General features: G+C 67.8%; 21 protein-coding genes. 8 read left to right on the top strand and 13 right to left on the bottom strand.

The window, feature by feature from the left end; translation table 11 throughout:
* Positions 1 to 95: 95 nt before the first annotated feature.
* Positions 96 to 953: a ferritin-like domain-containing protein gene (locus tag HWX22_RS07665; RefSeq protein ID WP_175915406.1), complete on the bottom strand. Its 858-nt coding sequence runs from the start codon at positions 951 to 953 to the stop codon at positions 96 to 98.
* 144 nt (positions 954 to 1,097) lie between these two features.
* Here HWX22_RS07665 and HWX22_RS07660 point away from each other — a divergent pair, with 144 nt between their 5' ends.
* The 3 genes from HWX22_RS07660 to HWX22_RS07650 all read left to right on the top strand — a co-directional run bounded on the left by HWX22_RS07660 (position 1,098) and on the right by HWX22_RS07650 (position 3,096).
* Positions 1,098 to 1,622 carry a gamma carbonic anhydrase family protein gene (locus HWX22_RS07660; protein ID WP_059817822.1) on the top strand — a complete coding sequence of 175 codons (525 nt, stop codon included), beginning with the start codon at positions 1,098 to 1,100 and terminating at the stop codon, positions 1,620 to 1,622.
* A gap of 25 nt (positions 1,623 to 1,647) precedes the next feature.
* On the top strand, positions 1,648 to 2,598 hold the full coding sequence (gene hslO / locus HWX22_RS07655; protein ID WP_175915333.1) for an Hsp33 family molecular chaperone HslO: 951 nt from the start codon (positions 1,648 to 1,650) through the stop codon (positions 2,596 to 2,598).
* Between the two features lie 138 nt (positions 2,599 to 2,736).
* Positions 2,737 to 3,096 (top strand): hypothetical protein, encoded by a 360-nt coding sequence (locus HWX22_RS07650; protein WP_175915332.1) that lies wholly within the window; start codon positions 2,737 to 2,739, stop codon positions 3,094 to 3,096.
* Between the two features lie 94 nt (positions 3,097 to 3,190).
* On the opposite strand, the gene ftsB is transcribed toward HWX22_RS07650, so the two are convergent.
* From ftsB to HWX22_RS07605, 9 genes are all read right to left on the bottom strand, one after another.
* On the bottom strand, positions 3,191 to 3,616 hold the full coding sequence (gene ftsB, locus HWX22_RS07645) for a cell division protein FtsB (protein ID WP_175908662.1): 426 nt from the start codon (positions 3,614 to 3,616) through the stop codon (positions 3,191 to 3,193).
* Positions 3,617 to 3,698: 82 nt separating this feature from the next.
* Positions 3,699 to 4,982: a phosphopyruvate hydratase gene (gene eno / locus HWX22_RS07640; RefSeq protein ID WP_011885396.1), complete on the bottom strand. Its 1,284-nt coding sequence runs from the start codon at positions 4,980 to 4,982 to the stop codon at positions 3,699 to 3,701.
* 106 nt (positions 4,983 to 5,088) lie between these two features.
* Positions 5,089 to 5,943: a 3-deoxy-8-phosphooctulonate synthase gene (gene kdsA / locus HWX22_RS07635; RefSeq protein WP_014896643.1), complete on the bottom strand. Its 855-nt coding sequence runs from the start codon at positions 5,941 to 5,943 to the stop codon at positions 5,089 to 5,091.
* Positions 5,940 to 7,598 carry a CTP synthase gene (locus HWX22_RS07630; RefSeq protein WP_059690943.1) on the bottom strand — a complete coding sequence of 553 codons (1,659 nt, stop codon included), beginning with the start codon at positions 7,596 to 7,598 and terminating at the stop codon, positions 5,940 to 5,942. Before HWX22_RS07630 ends, kdsA begins: the two co-directional genes overlap by 4 nt.
* Positions 7,599 to 7,772: 174 nt before the next feature.
* Positions 7,773 to 8,618 carry an alpha/beta hydrolase gene (locus HWX22_RS07625; RefSeq protein ID WP_059535830.1) on the bottom strand — a complete coding sequence of 282 codons (846 nt, stop codon included), beginning with the start codon at positions 8,616 to 8,618 and terminating at the stop codon, positions 7,773 to 7,775.
* A gap of 134 nt (positions 8,619 to 8,752) precedes the next feature.
* Positions 8,753 to 11,245 (bottom strand): DNA internalization-related competence protein ComEC/Rec2, encoded by a 2,493-nt coding sequence (locus HWX22_RS07620; RefSeq protein WP_175915331.1) that lies wholly within the window; start codon positions 11,243 to 11,245, stop codon positions 8,753 to 8,755.
* Between the two features lie 54 nt (positions 11,246 to 11,299).
* The gene (locus tag HWX22_RS07615; RefSeq protein ID WP_175915330.1) at positions 11,300 to 12,088 is read right to left on the bottom strand and encodes a TatD family hydrolase; all 789 of its coding nucleotides are present in this window, start codon (positions 12,086 to 12,088) and stop codon (positions 11,300 to 11,302) included.
* A gap of 64 nt (positions 12,089 to 12,152) precedes the next feature.
* On the bottom strand, positions 12,153 to 12,848 hold the full coding sequence (gene lolD, locus HWX22_RS07610) for a lipoprotein-releasing ABC transporter ATP-binding protein LolD (RefSeq protein ID WP_059450449.1): 696 nt from the start codon (positions 12,846 to 12,848) through the stop codon (positions 12,153 to 12,155).
* A 55-nt stretch (positions 12,849 to 12,903) separates the two neighbouring features.
* Positions 12,904 to 14,157, bottom strand: coding sequence for a lipoprotein-releasing ABC transporter permease subunit (locus HWX22_RS07605; protein WP_059535838.1), 1,254 nt, complete (start codon positions 14,155 to 14,157; stop codon positions 12,904 to 12,906).
* A 152-nt stretch (positions 14,158 to 14,309) separates the two neighbouring features.
* On the opposite strand from HWX22_RS07605, the gene HWX22_RS07600 reads away from it, so the two are divergent.
* The 5 genes from HWX22_RS07600 to HWX22_RS07580 all read left to right on the top strand — a co-directional run bounded on the left by HWX22_RS07600 (position 14,310) and on the right by HWX22_RS07580 (position 21,051).
* Complete coding sequence (locus HWX22_RS07600; RefSeq protein ID WP_059817833.1) at positions 14,310 to 15,386, top strand: hypothetical protein; 1,077 nt, start codon at positions 14,310 to 14,312, stop codon at positions 15,384 to 15,386.
* A 10-nt stretch (positions 15,387 to 15,396) separates the two neighbouring features.
* The gene (gene recJ, locus HWX22_RS07595) at positions 15,397 to 17,094 is read left to right on the top strand and encodes a single-stranded-DNA-specific exonuclease RecJ (protein ID WP_175908667.1); all 1,698 of its coding nucleotides are present in this window, start codon (positions 15,397 to 15,399) and stop codon (positions 17,092 to 17,094) included.
* A gap of 160 nt (positions 17,095 to 17,254) precedes the next feature.
* Positions 17,255 to 18,359 (top strand): peptide chain release factor 2 gene (gene prfB / locus HWX22_RS07590; RefSeq protein WP_107938119.1). Its coding sequence is split into 2 segments (ribosomal slippage): positions 17,255 to 17,335 and positions 17,337 to 18,359, totalling 1,104 coding nucleotides; the frame shifts between segments, so codons are not numbered across the junction.
* A gap of 75 nt (positions 18,360 to 18,434) precedes the next feature.
* Entirely contained in the window at positions 18,435 to 19,961 is a 1,527-nt protein-coding gene (gene lysS / locus HWX22_RS07585; RefSeq protein ID WP_059535844.1) for a lysine--tRNA ligase, read from the top strand.
* A 346-nt stretch (positions 19,962 to 20,307) separates the two neighbouring features.
* On the top strand, positions 20,308 to 21,051 hold the full coding sequence (locus HWX22_RS07580) for a glycine zipper 2TM domain-containing protein (RefSeq protein WP_059535846.1): 744 nt from the start codon (positions 20,308 to 20,310) through the stop codon (positions 21,049 to 21,051).
* 128 nt (positions 21,052 to 21,179) lie between these two features.
* On the opposite strand, the gene iscX is transcribed toward HWX22_RS07580, so the two are convergent.
* From iscX to hscA, 3 genes are all read right to left on the bottom strand, one after another.
* Entirely contained in the window at positions 21,180 to 21,389 is a 210-nt protein-coding gene (iscX, locus tag HWX22_RS07575; protein ID WP_040144569.1) for a Fe-S cluster assembly protein IscX, read from the bottom strand.
* 44 nt (positions 21,390 to 21,433) lie between these two features.
* Positions 21,434 to 21,775, bottom strand: coding sequence for an ISC system 2Fe-2S type ferredoxin (fdx, locus tag HWX22_RS07570; protein WP_059464189.1), 342 nt, complete (start codon positions 21,773 to 21,775; stop codon positions 21,434 to 21,436).
* An 84-nt stretch (positions 21,776 to 21,859) separates the two neighbouring features.
* Positions 21,860 to 23,728: a Fe-S protein assembly chaperone HscA gene (gene hscA, locus HWX22_RS07565; RefSeq protein WP_175915329.1), complete on the bottom strand. Its 1,869-nt coding sequence runs from the start codon at positions 23,726 to 23,728 to the stop codon at positions 21,860 to 21,862.
* Between the last annotated feature and the right edge of the window lie 50 nt (positions 23,729 to 23,778).

The raw sequence follows: 23,778 nt of genomic DNA, 5'->3' as shown, positions 1-23,778 counted from the left end.
ATGCGGACACCGCGGACATGCCGCCGAACGATCCACGAGGCCGGCACGGCGACAGCCTTCGCCCGCCCGTCGGCAACTCGCGGCGGCCGGCCGCGCTAACCGTCCGCCTTGCCGCCCGCCGCGTCCTGCGCGGCGAGTTCGTCCAGCTCCGCCTGCTCGAACCCCGCGATGCGACGTGCGTCGAAATTGAAAGGGCCGCGCAGTCGCGGCGCATCGTACTGCTCGGCGAGCTCGCGGTAGGCCGGCACCGGATCACGGCCTGCCTCGTCGCACAAGTACCGGAACCAGCGATTCCCGATCGCGACATGGCCGATCTCGTCGCGCAGGATCACGTCGAGGATCGCCGCGGACGCGTCGTCGCCCGCCTGCACGAGCCGCGCGCGGATCGGCGGCGACGCGTCGAGCCCGCGCGCCTCGAGCGTGCGCGGCACGAGCGCCATCCGCGCGAGCACATCGGCCTTGGTCCGCTCGCACATCTCCCACAGCCCGTTGTGCGCGGGAAAATCACCGTACGCATGCCCGAACCCGGCAAGCCGCTCGGACAGCAGCGTGAAGTGATGGGCCTCCTCGGCCGCGACCTGCAGCCAGTCCGCATAGAATGCGTCCGGCATCCCGGCGAAGCGCCACACAGCGTCGAGCGCGAGGTTGATCGCGTTGAATTCGATATGCGCGAGGGCGTGCAGCAGCACCGCGCGCCCCGCGGGCGAGCGCATGCTGCGGCGCTCGAGCTGGCGCGGCTCGACGAGCGGCGGGCGCGCCGGACGGCCGGGCAGGTCGGTCGGTTCGTCCAGATCGAGCGCCGGTGCGATCGCGGCCTGCCCGGCCAGCAGCGCGTCATGCAGCGCGCGGACCCGAGCGGCCTTCGCGGCCGGCTCGGACATCCGCAGCGCGTCGAGCGCGGTGCGTCGCACGCAGTACGGCGCAGCCATGAAAGTAGAAGGCTCCATGTTCATCAAGCGGGGGCACCGCCCGTGCGCATCGCGGGAGCGCATGCACGCGACGGTTTACAATATGCGTTTGTGCCGTCACGCAATGCGCCCGGCACGCCAGACGCGCCATTCTACCGGCGCCCATCATCGAAGAGACCAGGAGACTCCGTGACGATCTACAAACTGGGCGAGACGGCCCCGACGATCCACGAAAGCGTATTCGTCGCCGATACGGCGGCCATCATCGGCAAGGTCGTGCTCGAGGAAAACGCGAGCGTATGGTTCGGCGCGACGATTCGCGGCGACAACGAGACGATCGCAGTCGGTGCCGGCAGCAACGTCCAGGAAGGCGCGGTCCTGCATACGGACCCCGGCTTTCCTCTGACGATTGCCGAGAACGTGACGATCGGGCACCAGGCGATGCTGCACGGATGCACGATCGGCGAAGGTTCGCTGATCGGGATTCAGGCCGTGGTCTTGAATGGTGCGGTCATCGGCCGCAACTGTCTGGTTGGTGCCGGCGCGGTGGTGACGGAAGGCAAGACGTTCCCGGACAATTCGCTGATTCTCGGCGCCCCGGCGAAGGTCGTGCGCGAGCTGTCGGCAGACGACATCGCGCGGCTGCGCGCAAATGCGAAGACGTACGTCGAACGACGCGCGCATTTCAAGGAGCAACTCGTGCGGATCGGCTGATTCGCGCGGATTTCAAGGAAGAAGAGTGAGCGACCAGTTACAGAAATTCATGTTCAATTCGGCACCCGTGCGCGGCGAGATCGTGTCGCTGCGCAACACGTGGCAAGAGGTGCTTTCCCGCCGTGACTACCCTGCCCCGGTGCGCACGGTGCTCGGCGAGATGATGGCCGCGTGTGCGCTGCTGTCCGCGAACCTGAAATTTCACGGCACCCTGATCATGCAGATCTTCGGCGACGGGCCGGTCCAGATGCTGGTCGTCCAGTGCGGCTCGGACCTGTCGATGCGCGCCACCGCCAAGTTCGCCGGCGACGTCGCGCAGACGATCGGCGACGACACGCACTTCGCGTCGCTCGTCAACGCGAGCGGCCACGGCCGTTGCGTGATCACGCTCGACCCGGCCGAGAAGCTGCCGGGCCAGCAGCCGTATCAGGGCATCGTGCCGCTGAACGGCGTCGACGGTCCGCTCGAATCGGTGTCGCGAGTGCTCGAGCATTACATGCATCACTCGGAGCAGCTCGACACGCGGCTGTGGCTCGCGGCCGATCGCGACCGCGCGGTCGGCATGCTGCTGCAGAAGCTGCCGGGCGACGGCGGCATCGTGCCGCGCAACGCCGAGACCGACGCCGACACGTGGGAGCGCGTCTGCACGCTCGGCGGCACGCTGTCCGCGAAGGAACTGCTCGAGGTCGAACCGGAAGTCGTGTTCCGCCGGCTCTTCTGGCAGGAAAACGTGCAGCACTTCGACCCGGCCGGTACGCGCTTCCAGTGCTCGTGCTCGCGCGAGAAGGTCGGCGCGATGCTGCGCATGCTCGGCCGCGACGAAGTCGACAGCGTGATCGTCGAGCGCGGTCACGTCGAGATCCACTGCGAGTTCTGCAACCAGCGCTACGAGTTCGATCCCGTCGACGTCGCGCAGCTGTTCGCCGCGCCAGAACTCGCGACCGGCATCACGCCCGCGACCGATCAGCGTCACTGAGTGAGCGGCGCGCCCGTGCGAGCCATGCGCGCGCGGGCGCATAATGACGCACGAGCGTCGCACGCACGGCTCAGGCGCCGGAGGTCCGGCCTTCGGCGCAAACCGCTTTCCGCTGTCGGCGCGCTGCTGGAGAAATTCATGAATCGCCCATTCCGCACCCTCGTCCTGACCAGTGTCGCAGCAGGCACACTGGCCCTCGCCGGCTGCGCGGTGCAGCCGCCTTCGTCGACGATCCTGAGCCGGCTGCCCGAACCGGGCGCATCGGGCGGACAGCTGCCCGCACTGTCGAGCGCGGAGCGCAAACGCTACGACGAAATCGACCGGCAGGTGCTGCGCGAGCAGAACGACGCGATGGCGGCCGAGGCCGCCGCGCGCGCCTGGGCGTATTACTCGCCGCCCCCCGTGACCGTCTACGGCGGCTATTACGGCGGCGGTTGGGGAAACCGGTGGGGCACCGGCATCGGTTATGGCTACGGTTACCCGGGCTGGTGGTGGTGACGCGTGATCGCGTCGACCGACTCGATTGAAGACTGACAGGAAATAAAAAAGCGCGGCATTTCCCGCGCTTTTTCAATGGTTCGGACTCCCGCGCTCAGTGATGCGCGGCCTTGCCCTTCTCGCCGCCGTGATGCCGCGACGGCTTCGCGATCGATTGCGGGTTCGGCACGACCCGCACGGGCGCCGAGGACACCGTACCGCGCGTCGACGTGCTCGAAGGCATGTTGTTCAGCGGCGCGGCCGGCGCATTCGGCGACACGAACTGCACGAATACTTCGCCGTCCTTCACCATGCCCATCTCGTAGCGCGCGCGCTCCTCGATGGCCGCGGTACCGCCCTGCAGATCCTGCACTTCGCCCGCGATCCGTTCATTGCGCAGCTTCTCGTCCGCATTCTTCTGCAGTTGATCGCCGAGCTGTTGGCGCAATTCGTGCACCCGCAACCAGCCGCCGTGTCCCCACCATAGGGGGTACTGAATGAGCGCCAGCAAGGCAATCAGGACGACAGTGACAAGCCGCATGTAGGAGACGCAGATATAAGAAGCGCCGCTCCGCGCAACATGCACAGAGCGGCGTCGAGATGACGAACCCGATAGTAGCGCGTTAGCGCAGGTTATAGAAAGCCGATTTGCCCGGGTAGCTCGCGATATCGCCGAGGTCTTCCTCGATGCGCAGCAGCTGGTTGTACTTCGAGATGCGGTCGCTGCGCGACAGCGAACCCGTCTTGATCTGACCGGCGTTCAGGCCGACCGCGATGTCCGCGATCGTCGAATCTTCCGTTTCGCCCGAGCGGTGCGAGATCACGGCCGTGTAGCCCGCGCGCTTCGCCATTTCGATTGCCGCGAACGTTTCGGTCAGCGTACCGATCTGGTTGATCTTGATGAGGATCGAGTTCGCGATGCCCTTCTCGATGCCTTCCTTCAGGATGCGCGTGTTCGTGACGAACAGGTCGTCGCCGACGAGCTGCACCTTCTTGCCGAGGCGCTCGGTCAGCAGCTTCCAGCCGTCCCAGTCGCCTTCGTGCATGCCGTCCTCGATCGACACGATCGGAAACTTGTCGGCGAGCGTCGCGAGGTAGTCGGTGAATTCGGCCGACGACAGTTGCAGGCCTTCGCCCGCGAGCTGATACTTGCCGTCGTGGTAGAACTCGGATGCGGCGCAGTCGAGCGCGAGCAGCACGTCTTCGCCCGCACGGTAGCCGGCCTTCTCGATCGCCTGCAGGATCGTCGACAGGCACTCGTCGTTGCTGCCGAAGTTCGGCGCGAAGCCGCCTTCGTCGCCGACGGCCGTGCTCATGCCGCGGTCGCTCAGGATCTTCTTCAGCGCGTGGAACACTTCCGCGCCGCAACGCAGGGCTTCACGGAACGTCGGCTGGCTCACCGGGACGATCATGAATTCCTGGATGTCGAGGCTGTTGTTCGCGTGCGCGCCGCCGTTGACGATGTTCATCATCGGGACGGGCAGCTGCATCGCGCCCGAGCCGCCGAAGTAGCGGTACAGCGGCAGGCCGGCTTCTTCAGCCGCTGCCTTCGCGACGGCCATCGACACGGCCAGCATCGCGTTCGCGCCGAGGCGCGACTTGTTGTCGGTGCCGTCCAGCTCGAGCAGCGTCTTGTCGAGGAACGCCTGTTCCGACGCGTCGAGGCCCATGATGGCTTCGGAGATTTCGGTGTTGATGTGCTCGACGGCCTTCAGCACGCCCTTGCCGTTGTAGCGGCCGGCTTCGCCGTCGCGCAGTTCGATCGCTTCACGCGAGCCGGTGGACGCGCCCGACGGCACCGCCGCGCGGCCCATCGTGCCCGATTCGAGCAGCACGTCGCATTCGACGGTGGGGTTGCCGCGCGAATCCAGAATCTCGCGGCCGATGATATCTACGATTGCACTCATGGGTTTCCTCTGAGAATGACGATGGATTCTTCAAACTGCGATGGCACGCGCGCCGAAACCGCCTACGCTACTGACGCGCGAAGCCGCCGCAAGGTTCATTCGATCTTTAGTTAAAATCGTTTTCCAGGAACGGATTGCGCTTCACCGCCTGGTCGAGCGTGACGAGGGTCTCCAGCAGCGCGCCCATCCGGTTCAGCGGCACCGCGTTCGGGCCGTCCGACTTCGCTTCGGCCGGATTCGGGTGCGTTTCCATGAACAGGCCCGCGACGCCCGTCGCGACCGCGGCACGCGCGAGCACCGGCACGAATTCGCGCTGGCCGCCCGAGCTCGTGCCCTGCCCGCCCGGCAGCTGCACCGAGTGGGTCGCGTCGAACACGACCGGCGCGCTCGTCTCGCGCATGATCGCGAGCGAACGCATGTCGGACACGAGGTTGTTGTAGCCGAACGAGACGCCGCGCTCGCACGCCATGAAGCGGTCTTCCGACAGACCGGCTTCACGCGCCGCGTCGCGCGCCTTGTCGATCACGTTCTTCATGTCGTGCGGCGCGAGGAACTGGCCCTTCTTGATGTTGACGGGCTTGCCCGAGCGCGCGCACGCGTGAATGAAGTCGGTCTGGCGGCACAGGAACGCGGGCGTCTGCAGCACGTCGACGACCGACGCGACCTGCTCGATCTCTTCGATCGAATGCACGTCGGTCAGCACCGGCAGGCCCAGCTGGCGCTTCACCTCGCCGAGGATCCGCAGCCCCTCGTCCATTCCGAGGCCGCGAAACGACTTGCCCGAGCTGCGATTCGCCTTGTCGTAGGACGATTTGTAGATGAACGGAACGTTCAGCTTCTCGCAGATCTCCTTCAGGCGGCCCGCCGTGTCGATCGTCATCTGCTCCGATTCGACGACACAGGTACCCGCGATCAGGAAGAAAGGCTGGTCGAGACCGACCTCGAAATCGCACAGCTTCATGCTTGCACTCCACGCGCCTGCTTGTTGGCGAGCGCGGCTTCGACGAACGACTTGAACAGGGGATGACCGTCACGCGGCGTGGACGTGAATTCCGGGTGGAACTGGACGCCAACGAACCACGGGTGCATCGAACGCGGCAGCTCCATCATTTCCGGCAGATCCTCGCTCGGGGTACGGGCGCTGATGATAAGGCCGCCGGCTTCGAGCTGGGGCACGAAGCGGTTATTGACTTCATAACGGTGGCGGTGGCGCTCGTTCACGTCCTTGCCGTAGATCTCTTCGGCCATCGTGCCGGGCTTGATCGGGCAACGTTGCGAGCCGAGGCGCATCGTGCCGCCGAGATCGGATTCCTCGGTGCGCGTCTCGACCTTGCCTTCGCGGTCGTACCACTCGGTGATCAGCGCGACCACACGTTCCGGCGTGTCCGGATCGAATTCCGTGCTGTTCGCCTGCTTCATGCCGACGACGTCGCGTGCGAATTCGATCACCGCGAGCTGCATGCCGAGGCAGATGCCGAGGTACGGCACCTTCGACTCGCGCGCATAGCGGATCGCGGCGATCTTGCCTTCCGTGCCGCGACGGCCGAAACCGCCCGGCACCAGCACGGCGTCGAGATGCTTCAGGCTGTCGACACCGTTCGTCTCGATCTCTTCCGAGTCGATGTACTCGATGTTGACCTTGGTCGACGTGTGCAGCGATGCGTGACGCAGCGCCTCGATCAGCGACTTGTACGACTCGGTCAGGTCGACATACTTGCCGACCATGCCGATCGTGACTTCGTGCTTCGGGTTTTCCAGCTTCTCGACGAGCTCCGACCACATGCTCAGGTCGGCGTCCTTCGGCGACAGCTTCAGTTCCTCGCAGATGATCCGGTCGAGGCCCTGGTCGTGCAGCATCTGCGGAATCTTGTAGATGCTGTCGGCGTCCCACACCGAGATCACGGCGTCTTCCGGCACGTTCGAGAACATCGAGATCTTCTTCGATTCGTCGTCGGGGATGCGGCGATCCGCACGGCACAGCAGCACGTGCGGCAGGATGCCGATCTCGCGCAGCTTCTGCACGCTGTGCTGGGTCGGCTTCGTCTTCAGCTCGCCGGCCGTCGCGACGTACGGCACCAGCGTCAGGTGCACGAAGCACGCGCTGTTGCGGCCGAGGCGCAGGCTCATCTGGCGCGCGGCCTCGAGGAACGGCAGCGACTCGATGTCGCCGACCGTGCCGCCGATCTCGACGATCGCGACGTCCGGCTCGCCGCAGGTGGCCGATGCCGCCCCGCGCTCGATGAACGCCTGGATTTCGTTCGTGATGTGCGGAATCACCTGCACGGTCTTGCCGAGATAGTCGCCGCGGCGTTCCTTGCGGATCACCGATTCGTAGATCTGGCCGGTCGTGAAGTTGTTGGCCTTGCGCATCTTCGTGCTGATGAAGCGCTCATAGTGGCCGAGGTCGAGGTCGGTCTCCGCTCCGTCTTCCGTCACGAACACTTCGCCGTGCTGGAACGGGCTCATCGTGCCGGGGTCGACGTTGATGTAGGGATCGAGTTTGAGGAGGGTGACTTTCAGACCGCGCGATTCGAGGATCGCGGCGAGAGAGGCGGCGGCAATACCCTTGCCGAGGGAAGAAACTACGCCGCCGGTGACGAAAACATATTTGGTCATCGCTGGATGCTCGCGGGAAAAACGGATTATACCGTAAAGCCCGCCCTTCTCTCAGCAATTGACGCGATGATCGCGCCCTTTCGCGCTGTGCCGCGCCACCCGTGCGCGCCGGGGCGAACCGGCCGGCCGGTCGGTGCAACCGCGCACGCCGATACGGTGCACCGGGCCGATGCCTCAGGCGCTTTTCGCGAGCGCCGCGCTGTCGCGCGGCACGCCGCCCTCCGCCGTTTTCAGCGAACTCAGCATCCGCTGCAATGCGCGGGCCGTCTCGATCGGCCGCTCCATCGGGAACAGGTGGCTGCCCTCGAGCCATTCGATGCGCCCGCGCGCCGCGCGACGCGTCGCATCGAGCCCGACCTGCCGCACTTCGCGCGAGCGCGTGCCGGCGAGAAAGCCGAGCGGCACCGGCGCGCCGTGCGCGAGCCGCGGACCGAGCGTATGCGGCAGTGTCCGGTAGATCAGGTATTCGACCTGCCGGTCGAACGCGAGCACGCGTTCGCCGTCGGCGCCCGCCTGTGGAATGCCGTAGTCGATGTAGTCGGACAGCATCCGCTCGTCCCAGCGCGCGAACGCGGGTTTCTCGTGAAAGTGCCGCCAGGCTTCGTCGCGACTCACCCAGCGCGTGCGTCGGTTGCGCGTCGCGGCCGCCGGCGACAGCCGTTCGTCGAGCCCGGCCCACTGGCTCGCGCGCAATGCGCCGGCGCGCCATCCCGCGATGATCGGCGAATCGATCATCACCACGCCGCGCACCCAGTGCGGCTTCTTCAGCGCGGCCATCAGCGACAAGTAGCCGCCGAGCGAATGGCCGACGAGCCAGACCGGGCGCTCGTAGCGACTGCCGATGTCGTCGAGCAGCTGCTCGACGAGATGCGGCCAGTCGCGCGTCACCGGGTAGCGGCGGTCGTGACCGATGCGCTCGATGTAGCGCAGCTCGTAGTCGTCTGCCAGCTCGGCGAAGATCGTCCGGTACGTCGATGCCGGAAAACCGTTCGCGTGCGAGAAATGGAGGATGTCCTTCAAACGCCGATGTCTCCTTTGTCGACGGGAGTCAGCGCGCTCGAGCTGACTCCGGTCCCATGCTTCGCGGTCGGCCGGGGCTGGCCCTTCAGCGCCACCTCCGGCCTCCGCCTTCTTGACCCGCGCCATCGCGCCGCTCACCGGTCCATCCAGTACCGCCGCTGCGCATCGCGATGACGCTCGAACGCGAAGCCGCCGCCCGCCGGGGCGATGTCGAACCTCACGGCCCCGTCGCGATCGGTGCGCGGCAGCGGAATCCCGCGCATTTCGTAGCGCGCGAGGACCGTCCGGTGCGGATGCCCGAATCGATTGCGATAGCCTACAGCAAATACCGCGACGCGCGGCCCGACCGAATCGAGGAAAGGCTCGACCGACGACGTACGGCTGCCATGGTGCGGCACAACGAGAATCTGCGCGGCCAGCGCGTCGCGCGCATCGTCCACCAGCCGGCGCTCGGCGCGCGCCTCGATGTCGCCCGTCAGCAGCGCCGACGTGCCGCCCGCATCGACGCGCAGCACGCACGATTTCTCGTTCGAGGAACCCGCGCCGGCAACTCCTGGCGGCCACAACATCGTGAATACGACGCCGTCCCAGGTCCACCGCTGCCCGGCCGCGCACGGCAGCCGATCCGCCACGCCGGCCGCCTGCGCGTCGCGCCACAGCCGGTGTCGCGGCGCAATGCCGGCAAGCAGCTGGCGGACCTCGGCGGCCGCATAGACGGCTGCCGCGCCACCTGCGTGATCGGCGTCCGCATGACTCAGGACGAGCGAATCGACGGTACGGATTCCACGCGCACGCAACGCCGGCGCGACGATCCGCGCACCGGCGTGGGTCGACTCCGCCCCCGGTCCCGCGTCGAACAGCAAGGTCCGGCGCGCGGTCTCCACCAGCACCGACGCGCCCTGCCCGACGTCGAGCACGGTCAGCCGGAAGCCGCCAGGCGGCGGCGCATCGGGTGCTGCAGCGACCAGCGGCAGCCATGTCATCGGCGCCGCCCAGCGCAGCGGCCAGCCGCGCGGCATCAAAACCCACGCGACACCCACGCACGCAAGCGCCAGAACCGGCCAGTCGGGCATGCGCAGCCAGAACACGCCGGCCGGCCAGTCGGCAAGGTGCCGGAGCAGCGCCATCATCGGTTCGAGCGCCGCATGCGCGAGCCGGAACGCATACGCGTCCAACGGCGCGGGCAACCCGATCCCGGCGAGCACGATCGGCGTCACCACGGCGCTGACCCACGGGATCGCAAACGCATTCCCGAACGGGCCCGATACCGAGATCTGAGCGAACCACGCGGCCGTCAGCGGCGCAAGACCGATCGTCACCGCGTACTGCACGCGTGTCGCCTCCGCGACACGGCGCCCGGCACGCTTGCACCACGCGCACAGGCGGTGCCAGCGGTCGACCGTGGCAACGCCGTCCGTCCCACGGTCGTCGCCGCCGTCGAATTCGCGCACCGCGCGCCAGCCCGCCACGGCCATCAGGATCACGGCGACCGCGCCAAAAGACAGCCAGAACCCGGCCGACACCACCGCCCACGGATCGACCAGCAGCACGCCGCCGAGCGCCGCGCACAACACGGCGGACGGCGGCACGCTGCGTCCGGCGAGATAGGCAGCCGCCCCGGCCGCGATCATCCACCACGCGCGCTGCGCCGGCACGTTGAACCCGGCAAGCGCCGCATAGCCGGCGGCGGCCATCAGCGCCGCCACCGAAGCCGCATATGGCGCAGGCATCGCGAGTGCCGCGGCGTGTCCGCGCCAGCGCAGACGCCGCCAGACCCACGAAACGATCCCGCCCGCGATCGTGCCGACGAGCCCGACGTGCAGGCCCGAAATCGCGACCAGATGACTCGTGCCCGTATTGCGCAGCACGCGCCATGCGTCGTCGCCGATGCCGGATTGATCGCCGACCGCGAGCGCCGTCACGATGCCGCGATGGCGCGCGTCGCTGCCGAGCGCGTCGCCGATATCGTTGCGCAGCGCGTCGCGCAGCCGATCGATCGATGCGCGCCATCCCGATGCCCTCGCGTCGAGCAGCTCCGCCCGCTCGGGCGCGACCACATAGCCGATCGCGCGAATGCCCGCGGCAAGCCACGCCGCCTCGCTGTCGCGCACGCCGGGATTCGCCTCGGCATGCGGGCGCTTCAGGCGCACCACGAGACGCCAGCGCTGCGCGGCGCGCAAATCGGGCATCGCGTCGCGTGCTGCGCGCGCGCCGTACGTGCGCCACGACAACCGGATCAGCGGAGGGAAACGGGCCAGCCCCGCATCGTTCGATTCGACGGCCAACAGCAGTCGCGCGCCGGTATCGTCGATCACCGGCAACCCGCGGATCACGCCCGTGACGACGATATCGCGCCCTTCCCGCTCGACAGGCAGGCTGTCACGCAGCCGACATTCGGCACGTGCGGCCGCATAGCCGAATCCGATCGCACCGGCGGCGCATGCGCACAGCATCCACCGGAGCGCGACGATCGCGCGGGTTCGACGGCGCCGCGCACACCCTGCGAGCAGCGCGCCGCAACCGGCCAGAACGACCGCCCCGCCTACCCAGCCGCCCATGCCCGGCAACGCCGCCTGCCGCTGCAGCACGACGACGCCGAGCGCAAACGCGATCCACCACACGCGCATCGCACCTCCTCGTCGATCTGGCGCCGCCGTCGATGCGGCACCTTCCGGCAACGATTATGCGGACGAAAGTGCGAGGCGCGGCAGCGCGGCGAGCGCGTTAGCCGTTGTGGATAGGGACAGCGCGTGCGCGTCGATCCCGCGCAGTTCGGCGAGCACGCCGCCGATGCGCGGCACCTGGTCGGGCGCGTTGCGGGACTTGTACGCCCATTCAGGCGCGATGTCGGGCGCATCCGTCTCGACGACGATCGCGTCGAGCGGCAACTGCGCGGCGAGCCGCCGGATCTGCAACGCGCGTCCGAACGTCACGTTGCCACCGAAACCGAGATGCAGCCCCTGCGCGAGATACGCATCGGCCTGCTGGAAACTGCCGTTGAACGCATGCGCGATGCCGCGCCGCACGCCGAAGCGGCGCAGCCCGGCGAGCACGCGGTCCTGCGACTTGCGCACGTGGCACAACACCGGCAGGTCGAATTCGCGCGCGAGCTTCAGCTGCCCCTGATAGAAGAATTGCTGGCGATCCTCGTCGAGGCCCGGCACGAAGTAGTCGAGACCGATCTCGCCGATCGCGACGAAGCGCGGATCATCGAGGCTTGCCTCGATCTCCATGCGCAGGCGGTCGAGATCCTCGTCGCGCGCGTCCGGCGTATACATCGGATGGATGCCGAGCGCGTAGACGGCGCCCGGCGTGCGCTGCGCCAGTTCGCGCACGGTCGTGAAATTGTCGCGTCCGATGCTCGGAATCACGATGCGCGACACGCCGGCCGCGCGCGCCGCGTGCGCGACGGCGTCGCGGTCGGCGTCGAACTCGGCGGCATCGAGATGGCAATGCGTATCGATCCACATGGCGGCTTTCCTGCGCCCTCGCCGCCGTGCCGGGACTCGCCCGGCAGCACGGCGGGGCGTTCGTTCACACCGGCAGCGCCGGCTCCTCGTGCAGCACGCCGTCGCGCAGGCGCATGATGCGGTCGCAGCGCGCCGCGAGCTCGGGATCGTGCGTGACGATCACGAAACTCGTTTCGAGCGTCTCGGACAGTTCGAGCATCAGGTTGAACACCGTGTCGGCGGTTGTGCCGTCGAGGTTGCCGGTCGGCTCGTCGGCGAGTACGCACGCGGGCTTCGTCACCAGCGCACGCGCGATCGCCACGCGCTGCCGCTCGCCGCCCGACAGCTCGCCCGGCCGATGCTTCGCACGCGGCCCGAGACCGACGCGTTCGAGCATCGCCTGTGCCTGCGCGCGTGCATCCTCGGTCGTCATCCGGCGGATGCGCAGCGGCATCGCGACGTTGTCGAGTGCGGTGAATTCCGGCAGCAGGTGATGGAACTGGTAGACGAAGCCGAGCGCGCGGTTGCGCAGCTCGTTGCGCTCGCGCTCGGCGAGTTGCGTAAACGGCTTGCCGAGCAGCGACACTTCGCCGGCGCTCGGTTCGTCGAGGCCGCCCAGCACGTGCAGCAGCGTGCTCTTGCCGGAGCCCGACGCGCCGACGACCGCGAGCTTCTCGCCGCGCCGCACCGTCAGCTCGGTGTTGTTGAGCACCTGCACGTTGAAGCCGCCCTGCACGAACGCCTTCGTGATCCCGCGCGCCTGAAGCACGTATTCCTGCATACCTGCCGAATCCTGTCTGATGGGTTGTCGTGAATCCGCCAATGCGGTCGCGCGATCATTCATAGCGCAGCGCCTCCGCCGGCTTCACCTTCGCGCCGCGCCAGCTCGGATAGAGCGTCGCGACGGCCGACAGCACGAACGCGATCAGACCGATCTTGATGACGTCGCCCGCGACGAGCTCCGACGGCAGCTCGCTGATGAAGTACACCGACGGCGGCAGGAACTGCACACCGAACAGATGCTCGATCATCGGGATCAGCCACGGAATGCTCCACGCGATCAGGCAGCCGAGCGCGACGCCCGACGCGGTGCCGACGAAGCCGATCGTCACGCCCTGCACGACGAAGATCTTCATGATCGAGCCTGGTTGCGCGCCGAGCGTGCGCAGGATCGCGATGTCGGCCTGCTTGTTGGTCACCGTCATCACGAGCGACGACACGAGGTTGAACGCGGCCACCGCGATGATCAGCGTGAGGATGATGAACATCATCCGCTTCTCGATCTGCACGGCCGAGAACCAGGTCTTGTTCTGCTGGGTCCAGTCGCGGATGTACAGGCTGCCCGACAGCGTATGCGACAGCTCGACCGCGACCTGCGGCGCCTTCTGCATGTCGGTGAGCCGCAGCCGCACGCCGGTCGGCGCGGACATCCGGAACAGCGCCTCCGCATCGCGGATGTTGATCATCGCGAGCGTGCTGTCGTATTCGTAGTGGCCCGACTCGAACACGCCGACCACCGTGAACTGCTTGAGCCGCGGCATCATCCCGGCCGGCGTGATCGTGCCTTCGGGCGCGACGAGCGTGACCTTGTCGCCGACCGTCACGCCGAGGTTGCCGGCGAGCGCGTCGCCGAGCACGATGCCGAACTGGCCGGGCACGAGCGCGGCGAGCTGGCCCGCCTTCATGTCCTTGCCGATGTCCGACACCTGCGGTTCGAGCGACGGCTCGACGCCGCGCAGCATCACGCCGCTCACCGCGTCCTGGCGCGTGAGCAGCGCCTGCGCGTCGACGTATGGCGCCGCGCCGATCACCGACGTATTGCGGCGCGCTTCCTGCGCGGTCAGTTGCCAATCGGGCATCGAGCCGGTCGGCGAGAATACCTCGACGTGCGCAAGCACCGACAGCATGCGGTCGCGCACTTCCTTCTGGAAGCCGTTCATCACGGACAGCACGACGATCAGCGCCGCGACGCCGAGCGCGATCCCGAGCATCGAAACGAGCGCGATGAAGGAAATGAAGCCGTTGCCGGTCGTGCGTTTGCCGGCGCGCGTGTAGCGCCAGCCGATCTGCCATTCGTACGGAAGTTTCAAGCGAGTCCTTTCTGCTGGTTACGGCGGGGATGGCGGCCCGTGGCCGGAGCGCCGTCCGGCGGCGGCCGACCGCCCGGGCACGGCCGAAAAAACGGTCGCCGGACGCAATCGGGCCGTCCGCCGGCCCGATCACGCGCGCAGTTTGCCATACAATGCGCACCATCATGCACGACCGACGCCTCCATTTTCTCGTTCCGTTCGCGCTGCCGTCGGCGGCCGATGCGACCTCGTCCCTGCACACGCTGGACAGCCCCGCGCTCGAAAAGTTGCTCGCCCGCGCAAGCCTCGTCGAGCGCGTGGCCGGCGAGGACTTCCAGCGCACGCTGCCGCACGAACGCTGGCTGGCCCGCCAGTTCGGCGCGACCCAGGGCAACGCCGCCGACGAGGCGCCGCTCGCGCCCTACATGCTGCTGGCGGACGGCGGCGATCCGGGCACCCAGGCCTGGGCGTGCGTCGAACCCGTCCACGTCGAAATCGCGCACGATCACCTCGTGCTAGTCGACCCGGCGAGCCTCGCGCTCGACGACGGCGACGCCGCCGCATTGCTGGCGGTCGCGCGCCCGCTGATCGAGGAGCTCGGCGTGCGGCTGGAGGCGCCGCAGCCGGCTCGCTGGTACCTGTCCAGCGAGCAGCTCGCCCGCCTCGCCGGCGCAGCGCCGCTGCGCGCGAGCGGCCGCAACATCGAGATCTGGCTGCCGCACGAAGCGCACACCGGCGAACGCTCGCGGATGTGGATGAAGCTGCAGAACGAAGTGCAGATGGCGTGGTTCCAGCATCCGGTCAACGAAGCGCGCGAAGCGCGCGGGTTGCCCGCCGTCAACTCGATCTGGTTCCATGCGCAAGGCACGCTGAAACCGGTCGGCAAGCCGTTCGCGCGTGTGCTGTCCGCGTCGCCCGCGGCGCTCGGCCTCGCGCGCGCCGCGCAAGCCGAAGCCGGCGGCGTGCCGGCCGCACTCGACGCACTGCCCGCCGCCGCCGGCGCGACGCTCGTCGAGCTGCCCACGCTGTCCGCCCCGTACATCGAGCAGGACTGGCCACGCTGGCACGATGCGCTCGCCGCGCTCGAGCGCGACTGGTTCGCGCCGTCCCTCGCCGCGCTGCAGAACGGCGAGCTGGCCGGCGTCGATTTCACGCTGTGCGGCGACACCAGCTCCGTGACGCTGCACGCGACGCGCGGCGACCTGCGCAAGTTCTGGCGCCGCCGCGCGCTGGCATCCCTGTTCGAATAACCCGACCTGTATGACCCGGATCGTTACCCGCCCCGTCGCGCCCGCCGACGCCGAAGCGCTCGCGCGCCACGGCCTGCATCCCGTCCTCGCGCGCCTCTATGCGTCGCGCGGCGTGCAGTCTCCGACCGACATCGAGACGGCCCTCACGCGCCTCGTCCCGCCCACCGAACTGAAAGGCTGCGCGGACGCCGCGGCGCTGCTCGCCGACGCGATCGCCGACAAGCGGCGCCTGCTGGTCGTCGCCGACTACGACTGCGACGGCGCGACCGCGTGCGCGGTCGCGGTGCGCGGCCTGCGGATGTTCGGCGCGCAGATCGACTACCTCGTGCCGAACCGCTTCGAATACGGCTACGGACTCACGCCCGAGATCGTCGAACTCGCGGCCGCGCGCAAGCCCGACCTGCTGATCACCGTCGACAACGGGATCGCGAGCGTCGCGGGCGTCGAAGCCGCGAACGCGCGCGGCATCGACGTGCTCGTCACCGATCACCACCTGCCCGGCGACGCGCTGCCCGCGGCGCGCGCGATCGTCAACCCGAACCAGCCCGGCTGCGCATTCCCGAGCAAGCACATCGCCGGCGTCGGCGTGATGTTCTACGTGCTGCTCGCGCTGCGCGCCGAGCTGCGCCGCCGCGGCGCGTTCGCGAGCAAGGAGGCCGAACCGCGCCTCGACGGGCTGCTCGACCTCGTCGCGCTCGGCACCGTCGCCGACGTCGTGCGGCTCGACGGCAACAACCGCGTGCTCGTCGCGCAGGGGCTGCAGCGCATCCGCAACGGCCGCATGCAGCCGGGCATCGCCGCGCTGTTCCGCGCGGCCGGCCGCGAGGCGCGCACCGCATCGGGCTTCGACCTCGGCTTCGGCCTCGGCCCGCGCCTGAACGCCGCCGGGCGGCTCTCGGACATGTCGCTCGGCATCGAGTGCCTTATCACCGACGACATCGGCCGCGCGTGGGACCTCGCGCAGCAGCTCGATACGATGAACCGCGAGCGCCGCGAGATCGAGGCCGGCATGCAGCAGCAGGCGCTGGCCGATCTCGCCGACGTCGATCCGGCCGATGCGTGCACGATCACGCTGTTCAACCCCGAATGGCACCAGGGCGTGATCGGCATCGTCGCCGGGCGGCTCAAGGAGAAATTCCACCGCCCGTCGTTCACGTTCGCGCATGCGGACGAAGCCGGCACGCGGGTCAAGGGTTCGGGCCGCTCGATTCCCGGCTTCCACCTGCGTGACGCGCTCGACCTGGTATCGAAGCGCGAACCCGACCTGATCGTCGCGTTCGGCGGCCACGCGATGGCGGCGGGCCTCACGCTCGACACCGACAACGTGCCGCGCTTCGCGGCCGCGTTCGAGGCCGTCGCGCGCGAGTGGTTGTCCGACGACGCGCTGGCGCGCGTGATCGAGACCGACGGCGAACTCGAAGAAGCGTATTTCACGCCGCAGTTCGTCGGGCTGCTCGATGAAGCCGTCTGGGGCCAGGGCTTTCCGGCCCCGCTTTTCTCCGGCGAATTCGATGTCGTGTCGCAGTCGCTCGTGAAGGAAAAGCACCTGAAGCTGCAGCTGGCGCGCGGCCGCCAGCGCTTCAACGCGATCTGGTTCAACCACACCGAGCCGCTTCCGGCGAGCGCGCTGATCGCGTACCGCCTCGTGGCCGACACGTGGAACGGCGTGACGCGCGTCCAGCTGATCGTCGAACACGCGGCCGGCTGAGCGCCGCCCGCCCGGCCAACCCGCCGCGGCACGCGCGGGCCGCATGCGCGCCGCGCCGCACGGGGCCGCGGCGCGCATGCAAGCACGTTCCGCGTCACCGGGAAACCCTGCCGATCGGCTATAATTCCGCTTTTTTACGAAGCAAGAATAGCGAACGATCATGGAAGCGGAACGTCTCAACGCGATCGAAAGTTCCCTGCTCGACCTGCGCACGCGCGCGGGCGAGCTTCGGGGGTATCTTTGACTACGACGCCAAATCTGCGCGTCTGACCGAAGTCAACAAGGAACTCGAAGACCCGAACGTCTGGAACGATTCGAAGAACGCCCAGGCACTCGGCCGCGAGAAGAAGCTGCTCGAAGGCGTCGTCACGACGCTGACGGCACTCGATAGCGACCTGCGCGATGCGCTCGACCTGTTCGAGCTGGCACGCGAGGAAGGCGACGAAGACACCCTCGTCGCATCCGAAGACGACGCGAAGAAGCTCGAAGCGCGCGTCGGCGACATCGAATTCCGCCGGATGTTCTCGAACCCGGCCGACCCGAACAACTGCTTCATCGACATTCAGGCCGGCGCCGGCGGCACCGAGGCGTGCGACTGGGCGTCGATGCTGCTGCGCCAATACCTGCGCTACTGCGAACGCAAGGGCTTCAAGGCCGAAGTGCTCGAAGAGTCCGACGGCGACGTCGCGGGCATCAAGAACGCGACGATCAAGGTGTCGGGCGAATACGCGTACGGCTTCCTGCGCACCGAAACCGGCATCCACCGCCTCGTGCGCAAGTCGCCGTTCGACTCGTCGGGCGGCCGCCACACGTCGTTCTCGTCGGTGTTCGTGTATCCGGAAATCGACGACTCGATCGAAGTCGAGGTCAACCCGGCCGATCTGCGCATCGACACGTACCGCGCATCGGGCGCGGGCGGCCAGCACATCAACAAGACCGACTCGGCCGTGCGGATCACGCACATGCCGACCGGCATCGTCGTGCAGTGCCAGAACGACCGCTCGCAGCACCGCAACCGCGCCGAAGCGATGGCCATGCTGAAGTCGCGCCTGTACGAAGCCGAAATGCGCAAGCGCCAGGCCGAGCAGGACAAGCTCGAATCGAGCAAGACCGATGTGGGCTGGGGTCACCAGATCCGCTCGTACGTCCTCGATCAGAGCCGCGTGAAGGACCTCCGTACGAACGTCGAAATGAGCAACACGAAGGCCGTGCTCGACGGCGATCTCGACGACTTCATCAGCGCGAGCCTCAAACAGGGCGTGTAAGCGCCGCGGCGCGGCCCCTGCGGTCGCGCCGCCCTTCCCGTTGCGTTGCCGCACCCACTCCGAATTCCGACCATCATGACCGAACCGACCCAAACGCAGCCCGCCGTCGCGGCGGACGAAAACCAGATCATCGCCGAGCGCCGCGAGAAGCTGCGCGCATTGCGCGAGCAAGGCGTCGCCTATCCGAACGATTTCCGGCCGACGCATCACGCCGCCGATCTCCAGGCGAAATTCGCCGACTCGGACAAGGCCGCGCTCGAGGCGAACCCGGTCGAGGTATCGGTCGCCGGCCGCATGATGCTCAAGCGCGTGATGGGCAAGGCGAGCTTCGCGACGGTGCAGGACGGTTCGGGCCAGATCCAGTTCTTCGTGACGCCGAACGACGTCGGCGCGGAAACCTACGACGCATTCAAGAAGTGGGACCTCGGCGACATCGTCGCCGCGCGCGGCGTGCTGTTCCGCACCAACAAGGGCGAGCTGTCGGTCCAGTGCAAGGAGCTGCGCCTGCTGTCGAAGGCGCTGCGTCCGCTGCCGGACAAGTTCCACGGCCTCGCCGACCAGGAAATGCGCTATCGCCAGCGCTACGTCGACCTGATCGTCACGCCGGAAACGCGTGACACGTTCCGCGCGCGCACCAAGACCATCGCGTCGATCCGCAAGTTCATGGACAACGCCGACTTCATGGAAGTCGAAACGCCGATGCTGCACCCGATCCCGGGCGGCGCCGCGGCGAAGCCGTTCGTCACGCACCACAACGCGCTCGACATGCAGATGTTCCTGCGCATCGCGCCGGAGCTGTACCTGAAGCGCCTGATCGTCGGCGGCTTCGAACGCGTGTTCGAGATCAACCGCAACTTCCGGAATGAAGGCGTGTCGCCGCGCCACAACCCGGAATTCACGATGATGGAGTTCTACGCCGCGTACACCGACTACCGCTGGCTGATGGACTTCACCGAGCAGCTGATCCGCCAGGCGGCGATCGATGCGCTCGGCACCGCGACGATCCAGTACCAGGGCCGCGAGCTCGACCTCGCGAAGCCGTTCCACCGCCTGACGATCACGCAGGCGATCCAGAAGTACGCGCCGCAGTACACCGACGGCCAGCTGTCGGACGACGCGTTCCTGCGCTCCGAACTGAAGCGCCTCGGCGTGGACGTGTCGCAGCCGGCCTTCCTGAACGCCGGCATCGGCGCGCTGCAGCTCGCGCTGTTCGAGGAAACCGCCGAATCGCAGCTGTGGGAGCCGACCTACATCATCGATTACCCGGTCGAGGTGTCGCCGCTCGCACGCGCATCGGATACGGTGCCGGGCATCACCGAGCGTTTCGAGCTGTTCATGACCGGCCGCGAGATCGCGAACGGCTTCTCGGAGCTGAATGATCCGGAAGACCAGGCCGCGCGCTTCAAGAAGCAGGTCGAGCAGAAGGATGCAGGCGACGAGGAAGCGATGTTCTTCGACGCCGACTACATCCGCGCGCTCGAACACGGGATGCCGCCGACGGGTGGTTGCGGGATCGGCATCGACCGTCTCGTGATGCTGCTGACCGACAGCCCGACGATCCGCGACGTGCTGCTGTTCCCGCACCTGCGCCGCGAAGACTGACGGCCGATCCCGCGTGTGCGCCGCGCCCTGCGGCGCGCACGCGTCAGCTTTGTAACCACGCGTAAATCCCGCCCGCCGGCGTTCGCCGGTTTTCGATCCTCCCCCGTTTTATCTCCTCGTCGCGACGGCCTTCTCCGGGTTTTCCCTGTAACGCCCGCCGCCCCGCTGCAGCAATTCGTTACACCTTGATACGGTGCGACCCTCGCCCGTGAATGACACTCCTGTTGCGTCACCACGCATGACCACGGGACCAGAACGCGGCGCCGGAACGCCGAGTCTGCTCGCTCCCGAGCGTGGGATCCGGCCGGCACCAACGTGCGAAGCCAGGTCGACACCGGAGAACAAAATGGACAACCAGAATCAAACCACGCCGCAAAAGCAACGCCTTCACCCGCTCATCGCGACCGCGGCAGGCGCCGTGATCGTCGCGAGCCTCGCGGCCACCGCTGCGATCACGGGCATCTTCCCGAAGGCCAACAGCAACAATGCGCAGAACGGCCAGACCCAGGCCGCGCTGATCGCGTCGCAGCCGGCCGTCGATACGGCCGCTGCGGCCAGCGCCGCGCTCGCCGCGCAAGCGCAGCAGCAGGCAGCCGAACAGGCCGCGCAGCAGAAGGCGGCGGCTGAGAAGGCGGCGGCAGCCCAGGCCGAACCGAAGCCCGCGCCGCGCCCTGCCGCCACGCACCGCCGCCATACGCCGGCGCCGCAACCGCCGCAATACGCGCAGCAGCCGTCCGCGCCCGCGCAGGCGGCCTATTGCCAGACCTGCGGCACCGTCGTCGCGATCACGCAGACGCGTACGCCGGGCCAGAGCTCGGGGATCGGCGCGGTCGGCGGCGCAGCGGCCGGCGGCCTGCTCGGCAACCAGTTCGGTCACGGCAACGGCCGCACGGCGATGACGATCATCGGCGCGCTCGGCGGCGGTCTCGCCGGCAATCAGGTCGAGAAGCAGGTGCGCGCGGAAACCGACTACCAGGTGCAGGTCCAGATGGAAAGCGGCGCGACGCGCACGTTCACGTACCACAACCCGCCGCCGTTCGGCCAGGGCCAGCGCGTGCGGATCGAGAACGGGACGCTGGTCGGCGCGTAACGCCTGACGTCTCGCCGGGCGGCCCTTGCGCCGCGCCGGAAATGAAAAAGGCTCGTGATGCTTCACGAGCCTTTTCTTTTTGCGGGAGCGTTGCCGGAGCCACATGGCGCGAGGCGCCACAGCGAATCTCAGTCTTCGTCGTCGAAGTCGGATTCATCGATCCAGTGGGCCTGGATCGCTTCGAGGATCTTCTCGCCCGAGTGAGCCGGATCGTCGGTGAAGCCGTCCAGTTCGATGACCCATTGACGCAGGTCGACGAAATTGATCCGCTGCGGATCGACGTCCGGATGCTTGTCTGCCAGCGCGATGGCGATTTCGCGCGAATCGGTCCATTTCATGGCCTGCTCTCCCGTGTGCGCGGCGAGTCCGCCCCGCCGATCCGTCAGTGATTTTCCTTCGCGTGGTTGATCGAGTACTTCGGGATCTCGACCACCAGGTCAGAATCTTCCTTCACGATTGCCTGGCACGACAGACGCGATGTCGGCTCGAGGCCCCACGCCTTGTCGAGCAGGTCGTCTTCGTCCTCGTCGGACGGGTCGAGATCGTTGAAGCCCTCGCGGATCACCACGTGGCAGGTCGTGCATGCGCACGACTTCTCGCACGCATGCTCGATCTCGATCCCGTTGTCGAGCAGGTTGTCGCAAATACTCTTGCCGGGCGTCGCATCGATCACTGCGCCGTCCGGGCACAGTTCGACGTGAGGCAGCACCACCAGTTGAGGCATGTCCGTTCCGTCAGTCAGGGTGCGGCGACTGGCGCCGCACGGTTCAATATCGCGCGGGCCGTCGCCGGCCCGCACGCAGTTCGTTCAGATCTCGTCGAGCCGTCGGCCCGACAGTGCGCGCTTGATGCTCTTGTCCATCCGGCGCGCCGCGAATTCGTCGGTGCCGTCGGCCAGCGTCTTGGTCGCGGTTTCGATCGCGTCCGTGTCGTCGCCCTGCGCGATCGTGCGCAGCGCCGCGACGAGCGCGTCGACCTGCGTGCGTTCGGTGTCGTCGAGCAATTCGCCGTCGGCCGCCAGCGCCGCCTGCGTCGCCTCGATCATCCGCTCGGCCTCGACCTGCGCTTCGCGCAGCGCGCGCGCCCGCATGTCGATCTCGGCGGTCTTGAAGCTGTCCTCGAGCATCTTCGCGATGTCGTCGTCGGCGAGGCCGTACGACGGCTTCACGACAACCGACGCCTCGACGCCCGAATGCTGCTCGCGCGCGAACACCGACAGCAACCCGTCCGCATCGACCTGGTAGGTCACGCGGATGCGCGCCGCACCGGCCGTCATCGGCGGGATGCCGCGCAGCTCGAACCGCGCGAGCGACCGGCAGTCGGCGACGAGCTCGCGCTCGCCCTGCACGACGTGGATCGCCATCGCGGTCTGACCGTCCTTGAAGGTCGTGAATTCCTGTGCACGCGCGATCGGAATCGTCGAATTGCGCGGAATGATCTTCTCGACGAGACCACCCATCGTCTCGACGCCGAGCGACAGCGGGATCACGTCGAGCAGCAGCCAGTCGTCGCCGCTGCCGCGATTGCCGGCGAGCAGGTCGGCCTGGATTGCCGCGCCGAGCGCGACGACCTGGTCCGGATCGAGATTGACGAGCGGCGGCTGGCCGAAATGCTTCGCGACCGCCTCGCGGATCACCGGCATGCGCGTCGCGCCGCCGACGAGCACGACGCCCTTGATGTCGGCCGGGCTCACCTGCGCATCGCGCAATGCCTTGCGGGTCGGCGTCAGCGTACGCTGCACGAGCGGCTCGACGAGCGCGGCGAACGTGTCGTGCGAGATCGTCTGCTCGATCCGGGCACCGCTCGACAGCGTCACGTCGAGCGACGCCTGCGGCGCGGACGACAGCGCTTCCTTCAGCACGCGCACGCGATCGAGCAGCAGGCGCACGTCCTCGGGCGCGAGCGTCTTCGCATCGATGCCGGCTTGCGCAAGTACGTGATCGAACAGCGCGTGGTCGAAATCGTCGCCGCCGAGCGCGGAGTCGCCGCCCGCGGCCAGCACTTCGAACACGCCCTTGGTCAGCTTCAGGATCGACAGGTCGAACGTGCCGCCGCCGAGGTCGTACACCGCATAGAGGCCTTCGGCCGCGTTGTCGAGACCGTAGGCGATCGCGGCCGCGGTCGGTTCGTTCAGCAGACGCAGCACGTTGAGGCCCGCAAGACGCGCGGCGTCCTTCGTCGCCTGGCGCTGCGCGTCGTCGAAGTACGCGGGCACCGTGATCACCGCGCCGACCAGTTCGTCGCCGAGCGTGTCTTCCGCGCGGTAACGCAGCGTCGCGAGAATCTCGGCCGATACTTCGACCGGGCTCTTCACGCCGTCGATCGTGCGGATCTGCACCATGCCCGGCGCATCGACGAATTCGTAAGGCGCGTTCGCCGCGCCTTCGACTTCCGCCTTGCCACGGCCCATGAAGCGCTTGACCGACACGATCGTGTTGCGCGGATCGGTCGCGGCCTGTTCCTTCGCTTCGTGGCCGATGCGGCGGCCGCCCTGCTCCAGATAACGGACCACCGACGGCAGCAGCGCGCGGCCTGCCTCGTCCGGCAGCACTTCGGGCACGCTGTTGCGCACGGCCGCGACGAGCGAGTTCGTCGTGCCGAGATCGATCCCGACAGCGAGTCGCCGCTGGTGCGGCGCCGGCGCCATGCCCGGTTCGGAAATTTGCAGTAAAGCCATCTTGGTTCGTTCGGGCGCTCGGCCCGTTTGCTGCGCGTGCCGCGAGGCAC

The sequence above is a fragment of the Burkholderia sp. BCC1638 genome (assembly GCF_902833195.1).
GTDB classification, from domain to species: Bacteria; Pseudomonadota; Gammaproteobacteria; order Burkholderiales; family Burkholderiaceae; genus Burkholderia; species Burkholderia diffusa.
The sequence above is the reverse complement of the archived record's forward strand: the minus strand, read 5'-3'. Positions and strand labels throughout refer to the sequence as shown.

Excerpts from the sequence above, each read along its gene's own strand:
- lolD (WP_059450449.1), bottom strand. The coding sequence starts at position 12,848 with ATGCAGGAATACGTGCTTCAGGCGCGCGGGATCACGAAGGCGTTCGTG.
- HWX22_RS07630 (WP_059690943.1), bottom strand. The coding sequence starts at position 7,598 with ATGACCAAATATGTTTTCGTCACCGGCGGCGTAGTTTCTTCCCTCGGC.
- iscX (WP_040144569.1), bottom strand. The coding sequence starts at position 21,389 with ATGAAATGGACCGATTCGCGCGAAATCGCCATCGCGCTGGCAGACAAG.
- kdsA (WP_014896643.1), bottom strand. The coding sequence starts at position 5,943 with ATGAAGCTGTGCGATTTCGAGGTCGGTCTCGACCAGCCTTTCTTCCTG.
- HWX22_RS07665 (WP_175915406.1), bottom strand. The coding sequence starts at position 953 with ATGAACATGGAGCCTTCTACTTTCATGGCTGCGCCGTACTGCGTGCGA.
- eno (WP_011885396.1), bottom strand. The coding sequence starts at position 4,982 with ATGAGTGCAATCGTAGATATCATCGGCCGCGAGATTCTGGATTCGCGC.
- HWX22_RS07650 (WP_175915332.1), top strand. The coding sequence starts at position 2,737 with ATGAATCGCCCATTCCGCACCCTCGTCCTGACCAGTGTCGCAGCAGGC.
- hscA (WP_175915329.1), bottom strand. The coding sequence starts at position 23,728 with ATGGCTTTACTGCAAATTTCCGAACCGGGCATGGCGCCGGCGCCGCAC.
- HWX22_RS07620 (WP_175915331.1), bottom strand. The coding sequence starts at position 11,245 with ATGCGCGTGTGGTGGATCGCGTTTGCGCTCGGCGTCGTCGTGCTGCAG.
- HWX22_RS07615 (WP_175915330.1), bottom strand. The coding sequence starts at position 12,088 with ATGTGGATCGATACGCATTGCCATCTCGATGCCGCCGAGTTCGACGCC.
- fdx (WP_059464189.1), bottom strand. The coding sequence starts at position 21,775 with ATGCCTCAACTGGTGGTGCTGCCTCACGTCGAACTGTGCCCGGACGGC.
- lysS (WP_059535844.1), top strand. The coding sequence starts at position 18,435 with ATGACCGAACCGACCCAAACGCAGCCCGCCGTCGCGGCGGACGAAAAC.
- HWX22_RS07600 (WP_059817833.1), top strand. The coding sequence starts at position 14,310 with ATGCGCACCATCATGCACGACCGACGCCTCCATTTTCTCGTTCCGTTC.
- ftsB (WP_175908662.1), bottom strand. The coding sequence starts at position 3,616 with ATGCGGCTTGTCACTGTCGTCCTGATTGCCTTGCTGGCGCTCATTCAG.
- recJ (WP_175908667.1), top strand. The coding sequence starts at position 15,397 with ATGACCCGGATCGTTACCCGCCCCGTCGCGCCCGCCGACGCCGAAGCG.
- HWX22_RS07580 (WP_059535846.1), top strand. The coding sequence starts at position 20,308 with ATGGACAACCAGAATCAAACCACGCCGCAAAAGCAACGCCTTCACCCG.